Origin of the sequence: Treponema sp. OMZ 803, from assembly GCF_024181165.1 — a bacterium.
GTDB lineage: Bacteria > Spirochaetota > Spirochaetia > Treponematales > Treponemataceae > Treponema.
On sequence record NZ_CP051195.1, the window covers coordinates 845,986 to 863,546 of the forward strand.

Genomic DNA, 17,561 nt, shown 5'->3' on the forward strand with positions numbered 1-17,561 from the left:
GTGCGCGCTTATGCCGAATTTAAATGAAATTACAAAGTTTAGAGAAGACCTGAAAAATATTGCTCACGAAGATGCAGTAACTGCTCGGTGGGGCGAACGGGTCTATGATGAACTTCCATTGCCGGATCCGGCGGAAGTTCCCGACATCGATCTTGACGCTTTACTGCCGACTGAGAAACCGGCTGACGTGGCAGGTACTGTTGCTGAATCTTCAGAAACTGAGCCCGTATCAAAACGTACGGAACCTGTCTCCGATATGTTTGATACGGTGCCGGTGACAGATGCGCCCGATATATCGATGGACACCCCTTTCCCCACCGAGCTCGGTAATAGTGACACCGATTCTTTTATAACTTCCGGAGCGGATAAGGCAGCTGGCACAGGAATTGCCCAAGAAAATGCCGAGAGTATTCATACAGACGATGCAGCCACTGCCGATCAGCCTCAATCCGGTCGGTTGAGCGCTAAGCCCGATGAGCCCGAAGTCGTTTCGGGCGATGCATATCCCGTTGACGAAGAAGGAATGCCTGACACCTCCGACATGGATGCGTTCCTCTCTTCTTTTAATTTTGACAATATATCTGGAGACGATGCCGAGGTTTCCGATACGGCTGATCTTGAAACTTCGGAGCAAACACCGGATGAAGGCGACAGCTCTTTTGACTTTAATACCGATTTTGACGATACCGATTTTAAGACCGGCTCGGATCCTTTCGACGGTTTAGGAGAATTGAGCGAACTCGATGTTGATAAATCCGGATCATCTGATGACGATATTTTGAGAGATGTACCGGAGGCGCCCGAAGCAGGTGAACTCCCTGAGGAGCCACATGGCGATACTGCCTTATCCGGCACTGACGACTCGTCTAATTTTGACAATATGCTTTCTTCCTTTGATTTTGACCCGGAACCGATAAAAGTGAATGAACGCGCAAAAACAGATGATACGATTCCGGAAGATGTGGAAACGCTGGATGAACACGATGAAGTTCCGGGAGATGAAGATACGTTCCAAGAAGAACATACCATTCCCGATATTACTGTTCCCGATATCGATTTGTCGACTCTCGATTCTCTTTCTGATGATACTCCAAGCAATGCTGATGATTCCGCCGATTCGGATAAAACGGAGGATGTCTCCCATTTCGATGCCCCTGATATGGGCGATGATGAAGAGGCTGTCCAATTCCCGATATCCGATGAAACACCCGCGTCCAATACCCCTGCTGTTGCCAATGCAGCGGAGGGCGACGGTGATACAGAGGAATCCGGTAGCTTGAGCAATATGGATGAACTTTCGCTCTTCTCCGAAAATAGAGATGATCCTGCCTCGTCTAATACTGAAACATCGGATCCCTCTCTATTTGAATTTAGCATGGATGCTCCGAGCACCGAACCTATCGGGATTCAACCGATTTCCCATACAGATACGGGGTTTGATGGTATCGGTATGCCGGAGCATATAACCGATACCTTTTTTAGTCAGCCGGAGGGAGATAGTGGGGATCAAAACGGGTTTTCTTTGGAAGAAAATCCGCTCGACAGTAACATAACCGAAGTAGTTGACGATCAATTCAACCTTCCGGATAACTTTAAAGATTTCTCGGCTGATGCCCACTCGCAGATGTTCGATTCTGTTATCGCTAAGAGTACCGGTTCTTCGGATAACAGCGATGCTCTAACAATCTCGGATGATGATTATTTCAGTTTTTTAAGCAAGCTTGAAACCTTCCCATTTAATGTGCAGCTTGCTATTCAAGACTATATTGCGAACGGTGACGACCGTCCCGAAAATAAGATGAACTTTATCCGTCTTGTATTGGAAAAAGATTCTCTTAAAAAAGTTGTCAATAAACTCGAAAAGATAACCAATAGATCGATTCCTATCCCACGCGGATTTCAGCGGCAGAGTGTTGAAGACTACGAAAAAGAAAAGCAGACCTTTAAATACTGGTTCGTGCATCGATTCTTGCCTGTCGCGGTTATGTCCGCCATTGCGCTTATTTTGGTGTTATGTATTTCGGTCTTATCATGGCAGTTTATTTATAAACCGGTACGCTCGGAATCCCTCTATAAGACAGGATATTCCTATCTGGAGAACGGCCAGTACGAAACTGCAATAGAAAAATTCAATCGGGCAGGTGAATATAAGCGGAAGAGGAAATGGTATTTCTCGTATGCCCGTGCCTTTAGAGCAAAAAAACAATTTGCTGCTGCAGAAAAAATGTATCTTCGCCTAATTTACGACTTTAATAACGATAAAAAGGGTGGATTGGAATATGCGGACATGTTGAGTACTGATCTGCGTAATTACGAAAAAGCCGAAGCTGTTTTGCGTCGACGCGTCCTTGATCAGCATGTCAACGATAAGGATGGAATGCTCGCCCTTGGTGATGTGTTTATGAATTGGGCGGATGAAGATCCTGAAAAGTACAGCGATGCAGTAAAGATTTACAGTCGGTTGATTGAGCTCTATGGTGAAAATGATACCTTTCTTGTGCGGATGATGCGTTATTTTATCCGTACCGATAATCTGGCAGAAGTGTTGAATCTCAAAGATCATTTTTCTTCCCGTATAACAAAAATCGGTGCGGAAAATCTTACCGAGTTAAGCGGGTATTTGCTTGAGAAACGGTATAATCCCAAGCCACTCGATTCGGAAAAGCTCCGCTCAAAAATTGATGATGTTCGTATGTTGTTGGAAAAAGCTGTGCAGGCGGATAAAATGATGCCGGAAGCATATTATCATTTAGGTCGTTTTTTTATCTACAATAATAAGCAGGACGGTGCAATAGAAAATTTAACAGAATCGATTAAGTTATTTAAAACCGCTGCTCCAATGACTGCACGGCGTATCGGTAATTATATTGATGCGATGCGTCTATTGGGAGAGCAGTTAGTAGATCAAAAAAAATACCTTGAAGCTCAAACTCTTTATGCCGATGCGTTGAATATATATCGCGAATATACTGCATTTAAACCGTTGCCACCGAACAAAGCTATTGGTAGACTCTATGCGGATTACGGCGATATCGACTATTTTATTTCGTATAATTTCGACTCAGCGCTTGACAGTTATCAAAATGCGATAAAGGAATCGTATAATACGCCATCGGTAAATTACCGAATCGGCTATATACATTACCAACAGGAGAATTATCGGCAGGCAATAGAAGCAATGAGTCATGCATATGCGGAAAAAGCACACGATAAGAATTTACTGTATGGCTTTGGAAACGCGTTTTTTAAACGGGGTGACTATTTTGCTGCGTTGGCTGCATACGAAGAACTCTTAGGCTTGTTGAATGCACAGCATGCACGAAAAGAACAGGCTTTATCCAATACTCGGCCTGACGATGCCGCGTTTATTGAGCGTTACATGCATACGGCTAATAATTTGGGTGCGACGCTGAGTAGATTGTCCGAGCGAACGGGCGACTCTCAGAAGAACGGACGTGCGCTTGCACTGTATGCGGAATCTACCCGTGCGTGGGATGCTTTAACCAGAAATCCTCAGACGATGATCCGTGCAAAATCGGTCGGCTTGGCCTATTTGAATACCCAAAATATGCTGAATACAAAGAGTTCGTATCAATCAGAGATTTACACCGATATACCGATGATACTTGAAAACGAGAGAGCGCTGGAACAAAAAGAGGATAAATAGCCTATGGATACCGAGATTTTAAAGTATGTTACAGCCGATACGGCAAACGGTATTACGGGCGTATTATGCACAATTATCGAAGCGCATGGATCTTCGCCGCGGGAAGCCGGGACGTCGATGTGGGTAACTCCGGATCTTGTCCGCGGTACGGTAGGCGGCGGTGTTTCCGAACATGAAGTGATCAAAAAGGCACGTGAAATACTGAAAACGGACGATGCTACCTGTATCATAAAGAAAAATCTTACCGCAGAGGAAGGTCTCGCGTGCGGAGGTTCTATCCAAGTGTATCTTGAAAAGATAGGGAATGATCCTGAACTGTTTATCTTCGGCGGCGGACACGTTGGGCGTGCGCTTGCAAAACTTGCTGCTTTTATCGGATTTCGAGTTACCGTCTGGGATGACCGTGCCGATTGTATTACGGAAGATTTGTTTCCGACAGCGCGGCGGCTCTGTTGTCCGCTGGAACAACTCTTTCTCAAAGAAACGGGTGCATCTATTCAAAATAATAAGGCAGTGCACGATAATTCGCTGTCTTGCGGTAGCACTGAACCGCAGGAATCCCTACAGGTGTCTCATACCGTCCTACAGTTCCATAAAAATGTGTACTGTGTTGCGGTAACCCGCGGGCATCGCTGCGATGCGGATGTGCTGCGGTATCTGTACGGTAAGAAACTTGCCTATATCGGCATGATCGGCTCATTTGAAAAAAATGCTGCGGTGGTAAAAATGCTTGCAGATGAAGGTCTTAGTAAGGAATACCTCGATTCTATCTATAAGCCGATAGGTCTGCCTATCAGAGCGGAAACTCCGGAAGAAATTGCCGTCTCCATCGCCGCCGAGCTTATCGCAGTGAGACACCACGGAAATCCTGCATTATTGCGCAGCGGCTATGCCGACTCCCGACACGGATAGAATTGTAATTAAATGACACGTTAAATTACCCATTACCCACTGGAATCAACCATTACAAATTATCCATTATCAATTAACCGTACCCTTGAACGATACTCGAAAAATAACTAAAATATCTACTTATTATAGAAAATTATAGAAAAACAGAGCTGGAGGCTGGGGGCATGGAAGACCTATTGCACACGATTGAATTGGAAAAAGCATATAATCCTAAGGATTTTGAAGATAGAATCTATGTGGATTGGGAAAAGCAGGGGCGCTTTAAGCCGGTTAAAAAGACCGCTAATGCCGGTAAATATGTCGTAGCCATTCCTCCGCCTAATGTAACCGGTGTTCTCCACATGGGGCACGGCTTAAACAATGTGCTGCAGGATGTCGTTGTCCGCTACCACCGCATGAAGGGTGATGAAACGCTCTGGATACCCGGTACCGATCATGCCGGTATCGCAACGCAAAATGTGGTTGAACGTCAGCTAAAGGCGGAAGGCAAAACACGGCACGACCTCGGACGGGAAGCCTTCCTCAAACGCACGTGGGAGGTCAAAGAAAAACACCATTCGATTATCACCAATCAGCTGCGTAAAATCGGGGCTTCCGTCGATTGGTCTCGGGAACGGTTTACGATGGACGAAGGGCTTTCCCATGCCGTCCGCACAGTATTCGTTACTCTCTATGAACGCGGGCTTATCTATCGCGGCAACTATCTGGTTAACTGGTGTCCTTCCTGCGGTACTGCGCTTGCGGACGATGAAGTTGATCATGAGGAGACCAAAGGGGGAATGTACCATATCCTGTACCCCCTTGCGGATAAAAACGGTGCCCCCTCCGCGTCGGAATATATCGAAATAGCGACAACCCGTCCCGAAACGCTTTTGGGTGATACCGCCGTTGCCGTACACCCCGATGATCCCCGCTATACTCATTTGGTAGGGAAGAAACTCGTGCTTCCGCTGGCCGGCCGCTGTATCCCGATTGTTGCAGATAGCTATGTCGATAAGGAATTCGGGACGGGCGCTGTAAAAATAACCCCTGCCCACGACCCCAACGACTGGGAAGTCGGCAAGCGGCACAATCTCGAAGTTATCAATATATTAAATCCCGACGGTACGCTGAATGCGGCGGTACCCGAAAAATACTGCGGCATGACGGTGAAAGCCGCCCGTGAAGCGGTTATCGCCGATTTGGAGGCAATGGGCTTATTTAAAGAGAAAGAAAATATTAAACATGCCGTAGGGCACTGCTACCGCTGTCACAGCGTCGTAGAGCCGTACCTTTCGGAGCAATGGTTTGTCAAAATGAAGCCGCTTGCAGATAAAGCGCTTGCCGCGTGGAAAAAAGGCGAACTCGTGTTCTATCCGCAAAAATGGGAAAACACCTACAGTCATTGGATGGAAAATATCCGCGATTGGTGTATTTCGCGGCAGCTGTGGTGGGGGCACCGAATTCCGGTGTGGTATTGTAAAGACTGCGGTAAGATGACCGTTTCGGTAAAAGATGTAACCGAATGCCCTCACTGTAAGAGCGCCGCCCTCAAGCAGGATAGCGATGTGCTCGACACGTGGTTTTCCAGCTGGCTGTGGCCGTTCTCGACGCTCGGCTGGCCTGAAAAAACCGAGGATTTGCAGCGCTATTACCCGACCTCCGCCGTCATCACCGCTCATGATATTATCTTCTTCTGGGTTGCCCGTATGATTATGGCGGGGCTTGAATTTACCGGTACCGTTCCATTCCGAGATGTTTATCTGCATGACTTAGTGCGCGATAAACAAGGACGCAAGATGTCCAAATCGCTCGGTAACGGTATTGATCCGCTGAATATTATCGACGAGTACGGCGCCGACGCTCTTAAATTTACGCTTACCTTTATGTGCACGCAGGGGCAGGATATTCTTATCGACAACGAATCCTTTAAACTCGGCTCCCGCTTTGCCAATAAAATCTGGAATGCTTCACGTTATATCTTAGGAAATCTCGAAGGGCGGCGCATTGTTCCCGTTTCCGCCTCTGAATTAACCGAGCTTGACCGATGGATTTACCATACCCTCAACGAAACGGTTAAAAATGTGCGGGCAGCCTTTGAAGGGTACCGCTATAACGAGGTAGGGCATGGCATTTATGAATTCTTCTGGAATAACTTTTGCGACTGGTATGTCGAAGGGACAAAGCTTTCCTATAAGAGCGGCGATGATGCGGAAAAAGACCGGATAACCTCGGTACTGCTTGCCGTTTTGGAAGAATCGCTCCGGCTGCTGCACCCCGTGCTGCCCTTCGTTACTGAAGAAATCTACCGCAAACTTCCCGAACACTGCGCCGCCGGAGCTTCACACCGTGCAGAGGCGCTGATAACCGCCGATTATCCCGTCTATTGCGAAGAGCGTATCGATACGGTAGCCTCCGCACGCTTTACTGCGCTACAAAATATCGTACGGCTTATCCGCACGCTCAGAGCGGAATGCGGTATCGATCCTCAGCTCAAGCTGCATATTGCGCTCTATATCGAAGCAGGTTCTCCCGCAGCGGCTGCGTTTGAGAATATCGATTTAATTAAGTTATTGGCGGGACTCGCTGATATTGCCTTTATCGAGACGCCCGCCGATAAACCTGCAAATTCCATTGGAACGGTAGGGTCGGGCTTTGAAGCCTTTATCATTACCGGAACCGAGGTAGACCGCAGTCAATTGGCTGCACGCTTTACGAAAGAACTCGAAAAAGAAAAACAGGCGGTGTCCCGTTTAGCGGCAAAACTTTCTAATGTGAATTTTACGGCTCATGCCCCGGCCGAGGTTGTCAAAGCAGAAAAAGAAAAGCTGCATGAGGCAGAACGGCGGATTGAAAAATTTACGCTGTATTTGAGTGATCTTGTGTAAAGATTCCTCGGAAGGATAAGAAGATGGAACAACATGAAGTAGCACTGTTAAAAGGGATGTATCTTGCGCCCTATATTCATTTGGCAACCAGTTTACGGGGTAAAGCGCGCCATGCCGGCGGTAATATGTTTCGCCATCAACTCGATACGATGGCTACGCTTATCGACTACGGCTATATCGACAGTATTTTGTTGAAGGCGTCGATCGTCCATGACGTATTGGAGGATGTACCTGATTTTAATGTGAATGAACTATTGTCGATCGATTCGGAATCTTCTGCCGTTTATGAATTGGTTATGGAAGTTACCCGCCGTCCGGGGCAGACAAAGCCTGAATATCTACAGCATATTATCAGGCATGGTTCACAGCGTGCAAAGGTTCTTAAATGTGCCGATCGAATCAGTAATATGATCAGTTTAGGGTTTGTAAACGACCCTGAGTTTATTAAACGGTATTGTAATGAAACGGAGGTGTACGTATTCCCGATTGCGCTTGAAGTGAACTTTGATATGTATAACGAATTGCTATATCTTGTACAGTCCCGCTTGCAATATCTTGCTGATTTTGAATTTCTTCATCAACACCGTAGAGATACCGCGTCTGTTTAAGAGATAAGGTCTATTAGTGTGTACGGAGCTGCCATTTTTCAGCAGCCCCTTTTCCTATTTTCGTAATTTATTCGTCGAAGTCATCCTCAAAACTGTCATCATCGTCATAGGCGTCATCAAAATCGCCATCGTCAAAATCATCATCGAAGTCGTCATCAAAATCATCATCGAAATCATCATCAAAGTCGTCATCGCTAAAATCATCGTCAAAATCATCATTGCCGAAATCATCATCAAAGTCGTCATCGAAATCATCGCCGTCATCGAAAGGAGCGGCCGATAAAAAATGATTTCCGAAAAAGAAAGAAACCTTGTTACTCATAGTGAACCATCCATTGTATTTTTAGAATATCTTATAAAAATGCCTTAGCGGGAAGGCACCGCCGTTCGGTAAACAGCAAAAGCATAATAATAAGAGTATATAGCTCTGTCAACAGGGCGCATTGCAATTTAGCTTAGTCGTGCGAGGCAACGTCGGTATTTATCCGGATTAACTCTAAAAGCAACAATAGGATCGCTGCCTTCTTCGGTGGCCTTGCTGATTGCTGCCGAAGCTTCTTCGATCATGCGGGGGGCAGGAATTAGCCGTCCTGCCCGTGTCGTGAGCCCAATACTGAGTGACTTTTTGGTAGAATCATCCAACACTGTATAGATTTCATCGTAGAGGGTGCTTGCAATTTGCATTGCCTGATCCAGCGGTGCATAAAAGATGATGACGCCGAGAATGTCTTTATTAAAGGCAAACACCTTATGGATACGATCAAGCGTCGAGCGTAGTAGATGAATAATTTGCTGGTTATGAGGTATATCAGTTGCATGAATAAGCAAAAGCGTTAAGTCCTCTTCGGCAACGGCTGTTTCGGTAATCGCAGTTGTTAATTCTTCTATGAGTGTGGCTTGTTCAAGTGAATGGTCTTCGCTGTATGCCTCACCTGAAATCGGTGCATTTTCAAAGGTAGTAACGGATGCTTGTTTTGTATGTTCCTGTGATTCGGTTATAGGTTTCAGTGTTTGTGTGTGATTTTCAAAGGATCCGTAATTTTCTGCACCGAAATTCTGTTTGGTATTCGATTCCGAAGTACCGCTCGTTTTTGAATTATCCGCTTCAACTGTGTTTGAAGATATCGATCGTCCTGCATCGATGCCTTCTTGTTCCTCCGTCACACCGCGTTCGAGCTGTGTGTCTTCTGCGTGTTTCGGATATTCGGGGCGTTTTTGTTGGGATCGTTCATCATCATAGATATGGAGACGGTTGAGCGATTCAAGCTGAACATTTAACGGGAGGGAAGATGTCGTTTCAACCGGTTTCCCGTTATTTTTTTCCGGAGACGGCTGGTCACTGTTATTTTGCATTCTCTTGTGTGGATCAAAATTTTCCCTTTGTTGGAGAGTTGAAGTCTCTGTTCCAGTGAATGGTTTTGCAAACGGTCTGATTGTCTTCTCGTCACTCGTTGCAGTAGAGGGAATTTCGTCAACTTGAACAGCATCGGATTCCGTGGTATCCGTTTTAGAGGTGTGCGCAACACTTTCAAGCACGGTTTTCCTTTCGGAAGGTTTTAGATTTATATATGAGAAGATCAGCACCGAGGCAGTCATCAGTACAATCAATAGAAATAAAAAGAATACTATTTGACCGCGGTTAAAGACCGTTTCAAGCGGAAGCATTTGGAGTGCTGCATGGGCGGTAATAGTGTTACTCGTTTTTTCAATAGGGATATGTATTTGAGCCGCAGTAAAAAAAAGCGGCAGGTTTTTTACTTCGACCATATATTGTTCATTATATGAAAAAATATCGGTATTTTTCGGCCAGATAAACACGATACCGGTACTATCTCTAAGTAAAACCGCTTTTACATACTTGCTGTAGTTACGGCATAGCTGTTCAAGTTGTACTTGTAGTTGGGTTGGGTTACGCTCCTGAGCGGATTCCGACAAAATTCTGCCGGTATGCTGAGCAAACATCTTAAAGTTCTTCAATGCTTCTGTTTTTCCTGCGGTAGAATCACTGTGAAGGGTGAAAACAAACCATAGTAAACTTCCGATAATAACAAGCAATGCGCACACGGCATAGACCGACATCAGTATTTTTTTCATCATAGATCAGTATACTCCGAAATGAATTCCAATACAAGTTCCATATCGGTCAAATTTCCTTTTCTATGAGCTTTACACCATGCAAGCGCGGGAAGGAGAGTCATTACGGCATTCCGATCGTTTTGTCGCAAGCTTTTTGTAAAGGATGCAAGGAATGCCGTATACGGGAATTGCTGAAAGTCGCTCTGTTTCCAAGAGCTGATATGACGTTTTTCCGCTTCAAAAGCTGCTCTGTAAGAATCCAAAAGTGTTGTCCGATAGTTGAGTCCTTGTGCTGTCTGTTCGCTGTAGGTTTCGGTACGGAACATGAGACGGACAAACGAGTGCTCTTGAGGGCAAATACGCATCGCGATGCCGGCATATTGCGCTGAAAGGTAGGTTCCGCGACTATACGCTTTGCCGCCGGTATAAGCAAAGTCCATTCCGCTGCATTCGATATGCCGGTAACCGAGTGCCTGTGCCGCATGGTAGGCTGCGACGGCAACGGTGCCGGAACTCGTAGCAAGCGCCGGGAAAGGGGAAAAAAGTGCGGCTGCTTGGACAAGCGGATGTCCGCCTGCCGTAAAAAAGAAGGCATTACCGTTTTCATAAAAGTGGCGCGCTCCGGTGGTCTGTGCCGAAAGGTCGAAAATACCTGTTGTTTCTTTAGATATGGCGCCGATAGTGTGTTGATATGAGATATGCTGTGGATCAATTGCGATGAAGAATTCCGGTGTAATACCGCTTGCGCATACGGTGGGGAAGGCCGTATCGGTACAAAATACGGTGTACTGCCGCCGCTCTTTTTTCAGCAACGATAAGCCGACTTCCAAGCTTGGACCTGCTCCTAATATGAGTGCCGTTCGAGTGGTATCAGTACGTGGGTAAGCCGGCTTGATAGAACCCGCAAGGCGTAAATTTAGAAAGGTATTGCGCAGCCAGATTTTCCCAAAATGTGCTTGAACTGAAAAGTCAGCTTTGATTTTTTCAAGTGCATGCTCGATCTTCTCCGGTAAATCTTTTACATGAGCTTTATAGTATTCATTCCATGTCCTTAGAATATGATAGCCGAAGGTACCGTGTACAGCCGGTAAATAGGCTGCTGTAAGTGCAATTTCAAAGGTATCATCGGTACATGGTGGCAAAAGAAATACTCTGCTATCGGCGAACAGCTCCGTATAGTCGATGAGCGAAAGTAGTTGTTTGAAGGACTCATAATCGGATTCCGTAATTGCACAAAACGATTGAGGATATTTATTTAAAAAGATTTTGATGTGGATGCCGTTCCCCAAGCCGCAAAAAAGCATAAAACCGGCTCCAGAGGTAATGGTGCGTTCTGCCTCTCGTACAGGATTGTAAAGAGATTGCAGCGCTTGTCCCGATATAAAGAGCGGCACCGGCTCCCCTGTCTTTGCCGGTACGACACCTTTATAGGCAGTGCCTGTATGAGAGCGTTGGAGATTTTCTGCGAGTTCCGGCTGTTTAAGGCGTATTGTCGCGAGGTTCATCTCTAAGACTGTCATGTTTCTATCCTTTTAATGAGTGCGCCGAGTATGCGGCTTACCTGTTCCGCCAAGTTTGTTTGTGCCTTTTTATCTACAGGATTTTTTACCACGTTACAATAAGCGGTATAGTTGCACAAGGCGCATATCTGTTTTTCAAGCGTTGCCGCCTCTTCTGCGAGTCGCGTCGGTTCCGTTGCGATTAATGCAGGCACCTCAGTACGCAGTATGTTTAATAGGGCAAGGGCTATCTGTGTGCGTTCCTGACGGGAAAGCGTGGGGTAAGGGGTTACCGAAAGTCGTGCTTCTGTTTGCACGTTATCGGAGATACCGGTTGGCAGGTCTATGGGTCTGATATTCGCCAGCGGTGCCCCCCCCGTACCGGTGCGAAAAAGTCTCCGGGCGGATTCAGGCGGTAGCTGCAAAAACCATTGTCGGTAGGTTTCAAGTGATTGCGCCGCGAAGTTTTGTACGGCGAGTGCATCAGCAAGCGGATGTACTCTGTTCGTTTCGGCAAACAAGCGTGTGATACTTGCATGCGGCTGTGCATGGATAAAGCCTTTTGCAGCTGTCAAATCGACGCCTGCGAGGATGATATTTCGATTTGTATGCCGCAGCAACAGTTCGCAGGCCGTTCCCGTTACTGTGCCATTTTCACGGGCAACAAGTGGTTGTATATTTGTCGCTGTAAAGAGAGCTGTTTCCAGCGGAGAATTGTAAGAAAGCGGTACACAGAGATGGTTCTCCAGCATTGATGTTGGAACAGCTGCTTCGAGTGGAAAAGTAACGGGAACGCCTTGAGGCAATCGCGTAAAGTGAGACAATGCCCAATAACCGGCATCAGTACCGATGCACAGGTCTATCGGTATATTCCGCGCTGTTAGGGCAGCACATGCCGAGGATACGGCAAGGATAGAGTAGGATGTTGCCTGCACTGCGGTGAGCTGTTCTAAGCTCGGCCCCGCTCCGGCTAAGATAAAATCCTGCGCTCCGAATTGCAACGATGCAGGTTGCTCAAGATTAATAAAGTTACAGATCGTGTTTTTAAGCCACTTATTTCCAAAGAATGAACGGGTATGCATGATGCTCGTCAGCATATCGATTGTATTCCGGATAGTTTTCCAGATTGTATTCGCTGCATCGGGAAAAGCTTTGTCGGCAGCTTTCCAGCTTATAAAACGAGTCCCTGCCAGTTTTTCATCAGGTATATGTGATAGTAAGAAAAAAGGTAAGCTTCCGTTCCCCGGCCGCCAGACAGCATCCCAGAGGTTATCGGAGTCGGAAAAAGCTATTTCGTTGTATCGCACTGCGATACGCTTTGCATATGGAAATTTTGCTTTCAGTACCGATGCAAGGTAGGACTCTCCCGGTTCGGTTATGACGATAATCGACGGATCACCTTCAATAGTGGAAGCAAACTGCTCAGCTTCTTTATTAGGGTTATATTTTGAATGGAGGCGAAAAGGAGACATGGGGTCGGTCGGCCGCTATGCAGAACTCGCATAGCGGCACTGGGAAGATTCTGCTATCAGGAAATGCCTAATTCTTCGAAAAGATGTTTATAAGTTTCAAAATATTCAGATTTGGCAAACTCTTCAATCTTTTTTTCGGGTAAGGCTTCCAGTAATTGATCCATATAGGAAAGAACCGATTTAATCTCGTTTTTCAGTTCTAATGGGATAGAAATGGTTTCCCGCTTTTTGCTTGCAGCTTGCAGCAATGTTTCCTGTTTCGGTTCTTCGAGAACGCTTTCTTTTTCCGACTCAAGTTCGGGAATCGCGTCTTCAGCGATTGCGTCTAATTCTTCGATCGTATCTTCAGAGGCTTCAGATTTAGCTTTTTCGGCTTCCGATTTCATAGCAGGAGCTTCTTCGATAAAAGGTTCTTCGATAATTTCTTCCTTCATCTCCGCTTCTGCGGTACTTGATGAGTCTGCAAACGGATTCGGGAAATCTTCATCATTTTGAAGCTCGTGGATAGTACGCTCTCCTTCCATTTCTTCGGAAGACTGCGTCTCATTGTTAACCGATTCCATTTCTGTCGAAGGAACTTCAATCTCCTGTTCCGAAGGTATATCAAAGGCCTCTATATTTATATCTTCAAAGTCGCTTTCGTCATCTACCGACTCTGCTTCTTCGATATCTTCAAGCTCGTCCGCTTCTTGATGATGTTCCGCATCTCCGTCAATAAGCTCCATATCTTCATCCGTAACTTCCGATTGATCGTCAAGGTAGCTAAGATCTTCGGGCAGCGATGTAATGGGGGCGGGTTCTACATTAAAGACAGGATCTGAGGCAAGAAGCTTTTCCCCTTCTACCTCAGGTTTATAACTGTTATTCGTCTCTTCCGAAGAAGGCTCCGCTATACTATCCTCAAAGGAGTGATCGACAGAAGGCTCTTCTTGAATCTCCGGATCAATATCTTTTGTAAGTACAGGCGGCACTTCATAGGTTTCGGTTGCTTCCTTGGGAGTTCCTTCATCGGTAGATGATCGCTCTCCATCTTCAGCGTTCCGTTCTTCGGTAAAGTCCGCAGTAATAAGGATGTTATTTAGCTCATCACCAGTGAGGGCAATCGTTTCGTCCGTGTCATCATCGCTGAAAAATCCAGAACTTTCCGTGTCGGCAGCTTTGTTTTCTGTATGCGCGGCAGTATCTTTTACCGGTATTTCGGAAATTACTTTTGATTGAGCTGTCATACCAGCTTTTAAGCTATTCAACTCTGCCTTCAGATCACTGATTTCGTGAGCAATTTGCATCAGCAGTTCCGTCGCTTTATCTTGTTCAGGGGCAGTGTGTCGGGATGGTTCGGCTGTTGTGTCCATGGTTTCCTTTGAATCCTTTTCCAGAGCGGGTTCTATCGGTTCTTTTTCAGGTTTGACGGCTTGCCGTGTTGAAAGCAGATCCTCTTTAACAGCTTCAACATCGTCAAAGAAGGTTGTGTCCTCCGCATCGGATGATTCGTTGTTTGTCTCCGTGCCGAAAATCGAAATATCGGCATTATCTTCTACAATTTGTGGAGACAGTTCCGAAAGCGGCTGTCCCTTAGCTGCTTCATCATCGGCCGTAACATCAATATCGAAAGCAGCCTCTTCTTTTTGTTCATTGTGTTTGGATTCTTGCTTTTCAGAAGCATCATCTTTGAGAATATCGTTAAAATCATCGACTACCTCAAAGTCATCATCCGATCCGGAGTTTTCAGCCGGAACGGCGTCTTCAAAATCGTCAAGAGAAATTTCGCTGAAGTTTTCGAGTCCTGCCGGTAGTTCATCATTATTCGAATGTTTTTCCGTATCGTCCGTAATTTCGGTAAAAGCAAGGTCTATTGGCTCTTCTTCAACAAATGTGTCGGAATTTTCTTGATGCGTTTCTTCTGCGGGGATGTCATCCGAGAAAAAATCATCAACATCCAGCGACTCAAAACTGTTTTCGTCAAGCGCGACATTGGGAGAATCACTGTCGGTATGCGATGAAGCGGGTGTTTCCAGTGCTATTTCAGTTGAAGTATTTGTGTCGTCCAATTCTTCAAGTTCGGGTATTTCCGTATCGGCAGCCATATCCGAAAAAGAGAAATCATCATCAAAATTCGTGCTGTCTTGCTCTGGGCCTATGTCGGAATTGCTCGTAAATTGAGAATCGTCTGAATCGAGCGGTTCATTAATATCTTTCTTTTTCTTAAGCCATACACCATACATATCCAATTTTTCCGTACTTTTACTGTTTATAGAAAAATTAGGATCATATAAATCATCGGTTTTGTTAAAATTATCCATAAAAATTTCTCCACAAGGGCGGCGTCATTATATCATGTATCGGCATACCCTGTATATAACATGAGTGGAAGTCGTGCCGAGAGTTTCTAAAAACTCAGTATTTGCAGGTACTTCCCTACCGATTTTGTCGGTGTCTTCAACTTTCTATTGTACCTTATTTCAAATAAAATTCAAGAAAATATTTATTTTGCCGTTATTAAAATCGAGTATGAAATTTTATTTGAAAGCTATTACGCCGATCTTCGTATTTGCGTTTTTTTATAGTTTTTTGAGTATTTGTTTGGGGGCACGCGGTTTTTTTGCACGCCAGCAGCTGAAGCGACAACACGAGGCTCTTGTACGGCATGTGCAGCTTCTGTCTGATATCGGAGAAGATCTGAATATCCGTATCGCGAATTTGTCCTCCGATCCTCAGACCATCGTCGTGTACGCGCATGAATTAGGATATGTTCAAAAAAATGAGCGGCTTATCAAATTGATGAACTTTTCCGGGGCGGCGGAGCGTACCGAGGATGCCGGCGTTGTGTATTTGATAGAGGCTCCTCGCTATTTGCCGGATACTGTATGCAAAACGATTGCAGTTTCCATGAGCATTATCGTAATTATATGCGAGATGATTGGAAGTAAAAAAAATGCGCATTCAAAAAAAAGCTCCTGATTCGATGGATGTTGTTGCCGCGGAACTCAGGCGTGGCAATATTGCGGTTATCCCGACAGATACGATTTACGGTTTTTCCGGTTTGATCGGCAAGACTGCCGAAACAATTGCCCGCATTAAAGGAAGATCGGAAGATAAACCGTTTATTGCCCTCATCGCCGAACCGGCGGATATTTACCGCTATACCGAAATAAAAATTCCCGAACATATTCTGAGCTTGTGGCCTGCGCCGCTGACGCTCATTGTCCCATTAAAAGGGAAAAGACAGGGGACTCAAGCCTTTCGATGTCCTGCGGATGATTGGTTGCGGAGTGTCGTCGCTGCGGCGGGGGATGCGGTGTATTCGACAAGCGTCAACCGTTCGGGAATGCCGCCCCTTACCGACATAGATGCTATTTGCTGCGAATTTGAAGATTCCGTTTCGTTAATTGTCGATGCCGGTAATCTTGAGGGACTCCCTTCTACTCTTGTGGATTTAAGTTCCGGTACTCCCCGCGTGCTCCGCCAAGGTTCTGTCGTTATTGATTAATAAGGATAATCGCATCAAACTGTTTTGCTGTATTTCCCGCAGAATAAATAGGCTATATCTATCCGTGCGGATGGGCTTTGTGGTACAGCTCTTGGAGCTGGGCTGCCGTGATGTGGGTGTACCGTTGGGTAGTCGTGATATTGCTGTGCCCCAACAGTTCCTGTACGACTCGTATGTCCGCTCCGCGGGTGATGAACATCGAAGCAAAGCTGTGCCGGAAGGCATGCGGCGTCAGTTTTTTATAGTTCGGGAGAAGGGCGGTGTACCGGTTGATGATGTACCGGATGCCCTGCGTTGTAAGCGCGCCGCCGCGGCAGTTTAAAAAAAGCGCGTCTTCCGCAACCGTAGTTTTTAAGCCGTCCTGTTCTTTTAGGTAGGCAATCAATTCCGCACGCTCGGTCAAATACCGCTGTACCGCTTCTCGGGCAAAGTCCGCAAAAAATACCTTGCGTTCTTTGCTTCCTTTTCCTTGTACGATTGCCCAGCTGCAATCTCCCTTTAAATCCGTTATTTTGAGCCCTTGCAGCTCCGCCGCGCGGCAGCCGGTAGAGTAGAGTGATGAAAAGATCGCCGCATCGCGGGCGTACCATAAAATACCCGCTTCTTTGGGAAATTCACAGAAGCGTTCCGCTTCGTCGGGAAAGAGGAAGCGGGGCAGCTTGTCCGGCTGTTTGAGGTTGCGGACAACCGCGGCGGGGTTCGTGGTGCAGAGCCCTTTCTGCAGGGCATAGCGGTACAGCCCTCGTACGCAGGAGAGGGTACGGTTAATGCTTGCCGGTGCAAAATGCCGGTTGCCGAGGTCTGCAACAAAGATGCGCACCTGTGTTCTCGTAACCTCGGTAAAGGCAAGCTCATTGTCTGCAAGCCAATCAGAAAAAAGCTTGAGGTCATTCCGGTAGGCTTCAATGGTTTTTTCCGAAAAATGCCGCACCCCTGCGCTGTAGGCGAGGTAGTCTTCAAAGACCGTATCCAT

General features: G+C 46.2%; 12 protein-coding genes. 6 read left to right on the top strand and 6 right to left on the bottom strand.

What is annotated here, in order from left to right; all coding sequences use genetic code 11:
- Positions 1-10 precede the first annotated feature (10 nt).
- The 4 genes from flcA to ABH09_RS03920 all read left to right on the top strand — a co-directional run bounded on the left by flcA (position 11) and on the right by ABH09_RS03920 (position 8,054).
- Positions 11-3,667, top strand: coding sequence for a periplasmic flagellar collar protein FlcA (gene flcA, locus ABH09_RS03905; protein ID WP_253715283.1), 3,657 nt, complete (start codon positions 11-13; stop codon positions 3,665-3,667).
- Positions 3,668-3,670: 3 nt separating this feature from the next.
- Entirely contained in the window at positions 3,671-4,579 is a 909-nt protein-coding gene (locus ABH09_RS03910; RefSeq protein WP_253715284.1) for an XdhC family protein, read from the top strand.
- A 164-nt stretch (positions 4,580-4,743) separates the two neighbouring features.
- A complete protein-coding gene (locus ABH09_RS03915) occupies positions 4,744-7,446 on the top strand; it encodes a valine--tRNA ligase (RefSeq protein WP_253715285.1) in 2,703 nt (900 codons plus the stop codon).
- 23 nt (positions 7,447-7,469) lie between these two features.
- On the top strand, positions 7,470-8,054 hold the full coding sequence (locus ABH09_RS03920) for a hypothetical protein (protein WP_162662864.1): 585 nt from the start codon (positions 7,470-7,472) through the stop codon (positions 8,052-8,054).
- Positions 8,055-8,121: 67 nt separating this feature from the next.
- Here ABH09_RS03920 and ABH09_RS03925 read toward each other — a convergent pair whose 3' ends face one another.
- The 5 genes from ABH09_RS03925 to ABH09_RS03945 all read right to left on the bottom strand — a co-directional run bounded on the left by ABH09_RS03925 (position 8,122) and on the right by ABH09_RS03945 (position 15,401).
- Positions 8,122-8,376, bottom strand: a complete 255-nt coding sequence (locus ABH09_RS03925; protein ID WP_162662866.1) for a hypothetical protein — start codon at positions 8,374-8,376, stop codon at positions 8,122-8,124.
- Between the two features lie 128 nt (positions 8,377-8,504).
- Complete coding sequence (locus ABH09_RS03930; RefSeq protein ID WP_253715286.1) at positions 8,505-10,151, bottom strand: diguanylate cyclase; 1,647 nt, start codon at positions 10,149-10,151, stop codon at positions 8,505-8,507.
- Positions 10,148-11,650, bottom strand: a complete 1,503-nt coding sequence (locus tag ABH09_RS03935; RefSeq protein WP_253715287.1) for a motility associated factor glycosyltransferase family protein — start codon at positions 11,648-11,650, stop codon at positions 10,148-10,150. Before ABH09_RS03935 ends, ABH09_RS03930 begins: the two co-directional genes overlap by 4 nt.
- Positions 11,647-13,101: a 6-hydroxymethylpterin diphosphokinase MptE-like protein gene (locus ABH09_RS03940; protein WP_253715288.1), complete on the bottom strand. Its 1,455-nt coding sequence runs from the start codon at positions 13,099-13,101 to the stop codon at positions 11,647-11,649. Before ABH09_RS03940 ends, ABH09_RS03935 begins: the two co-directional genes overlap by 4 nt.
- A gap of 56 nt (positions 13,102-13,157) precedes the next feature.
- Entirely contained in the window at positions 13,158-15,401 is a 2,244-nt protein-coding gene (locus tag ABH09_RS03945; RefSeq protein ID WP_253715289.1) for a hypothetical protein, read from the bottom strand.
- A gap of 208 nt (positions 15,402-15,609) precedes the next feature.
- Between ABH09_RS03945 and ABH09_RS03950 the strand changes: the two genes are divergently transcribed.
- Positions 15,610-16,059: a septum formation initiator family protein gene (locus ABH09_RS03950; RefSeq protein ID WP_162662876.1), complete on the top strand. Its 450-nt coding sequence runs from the start codon at positions 15,610-15,612 to the stop codon at positions 16,057-16,059.
- Positions 16,034-16,588: an L-threonylcarbamoyladenylate synthase gene (locus ABH09_RS03955; protein WP_253715290.1), complete on the top strand. Its 555-nt coding sequence runs from the start codon at positions 16,034-16,036 to the stop codon at positions 16,586-16,588. The genes ABH09_RS03950 and ABH09_RS03955 overlap by 26 nt, the downstream gene beginning before the upstream one ends.
- Positions 16,589-16,646: 58 nt before the next feature.
- Here the strand turns inward: ABH09_RS03955 and ABH09_RS03960 are convergent, their stop codons facing one another.
- Positions 16,647-17,561, bottom strand: a complete 915-nt coding sequence (locus ABH09_RS03960; protein ID WP_253715291.1) for a tyrosine-type recombinase/integrase — start codon at positions 17,559-17,561, stop codon at positions 16,647-16,649.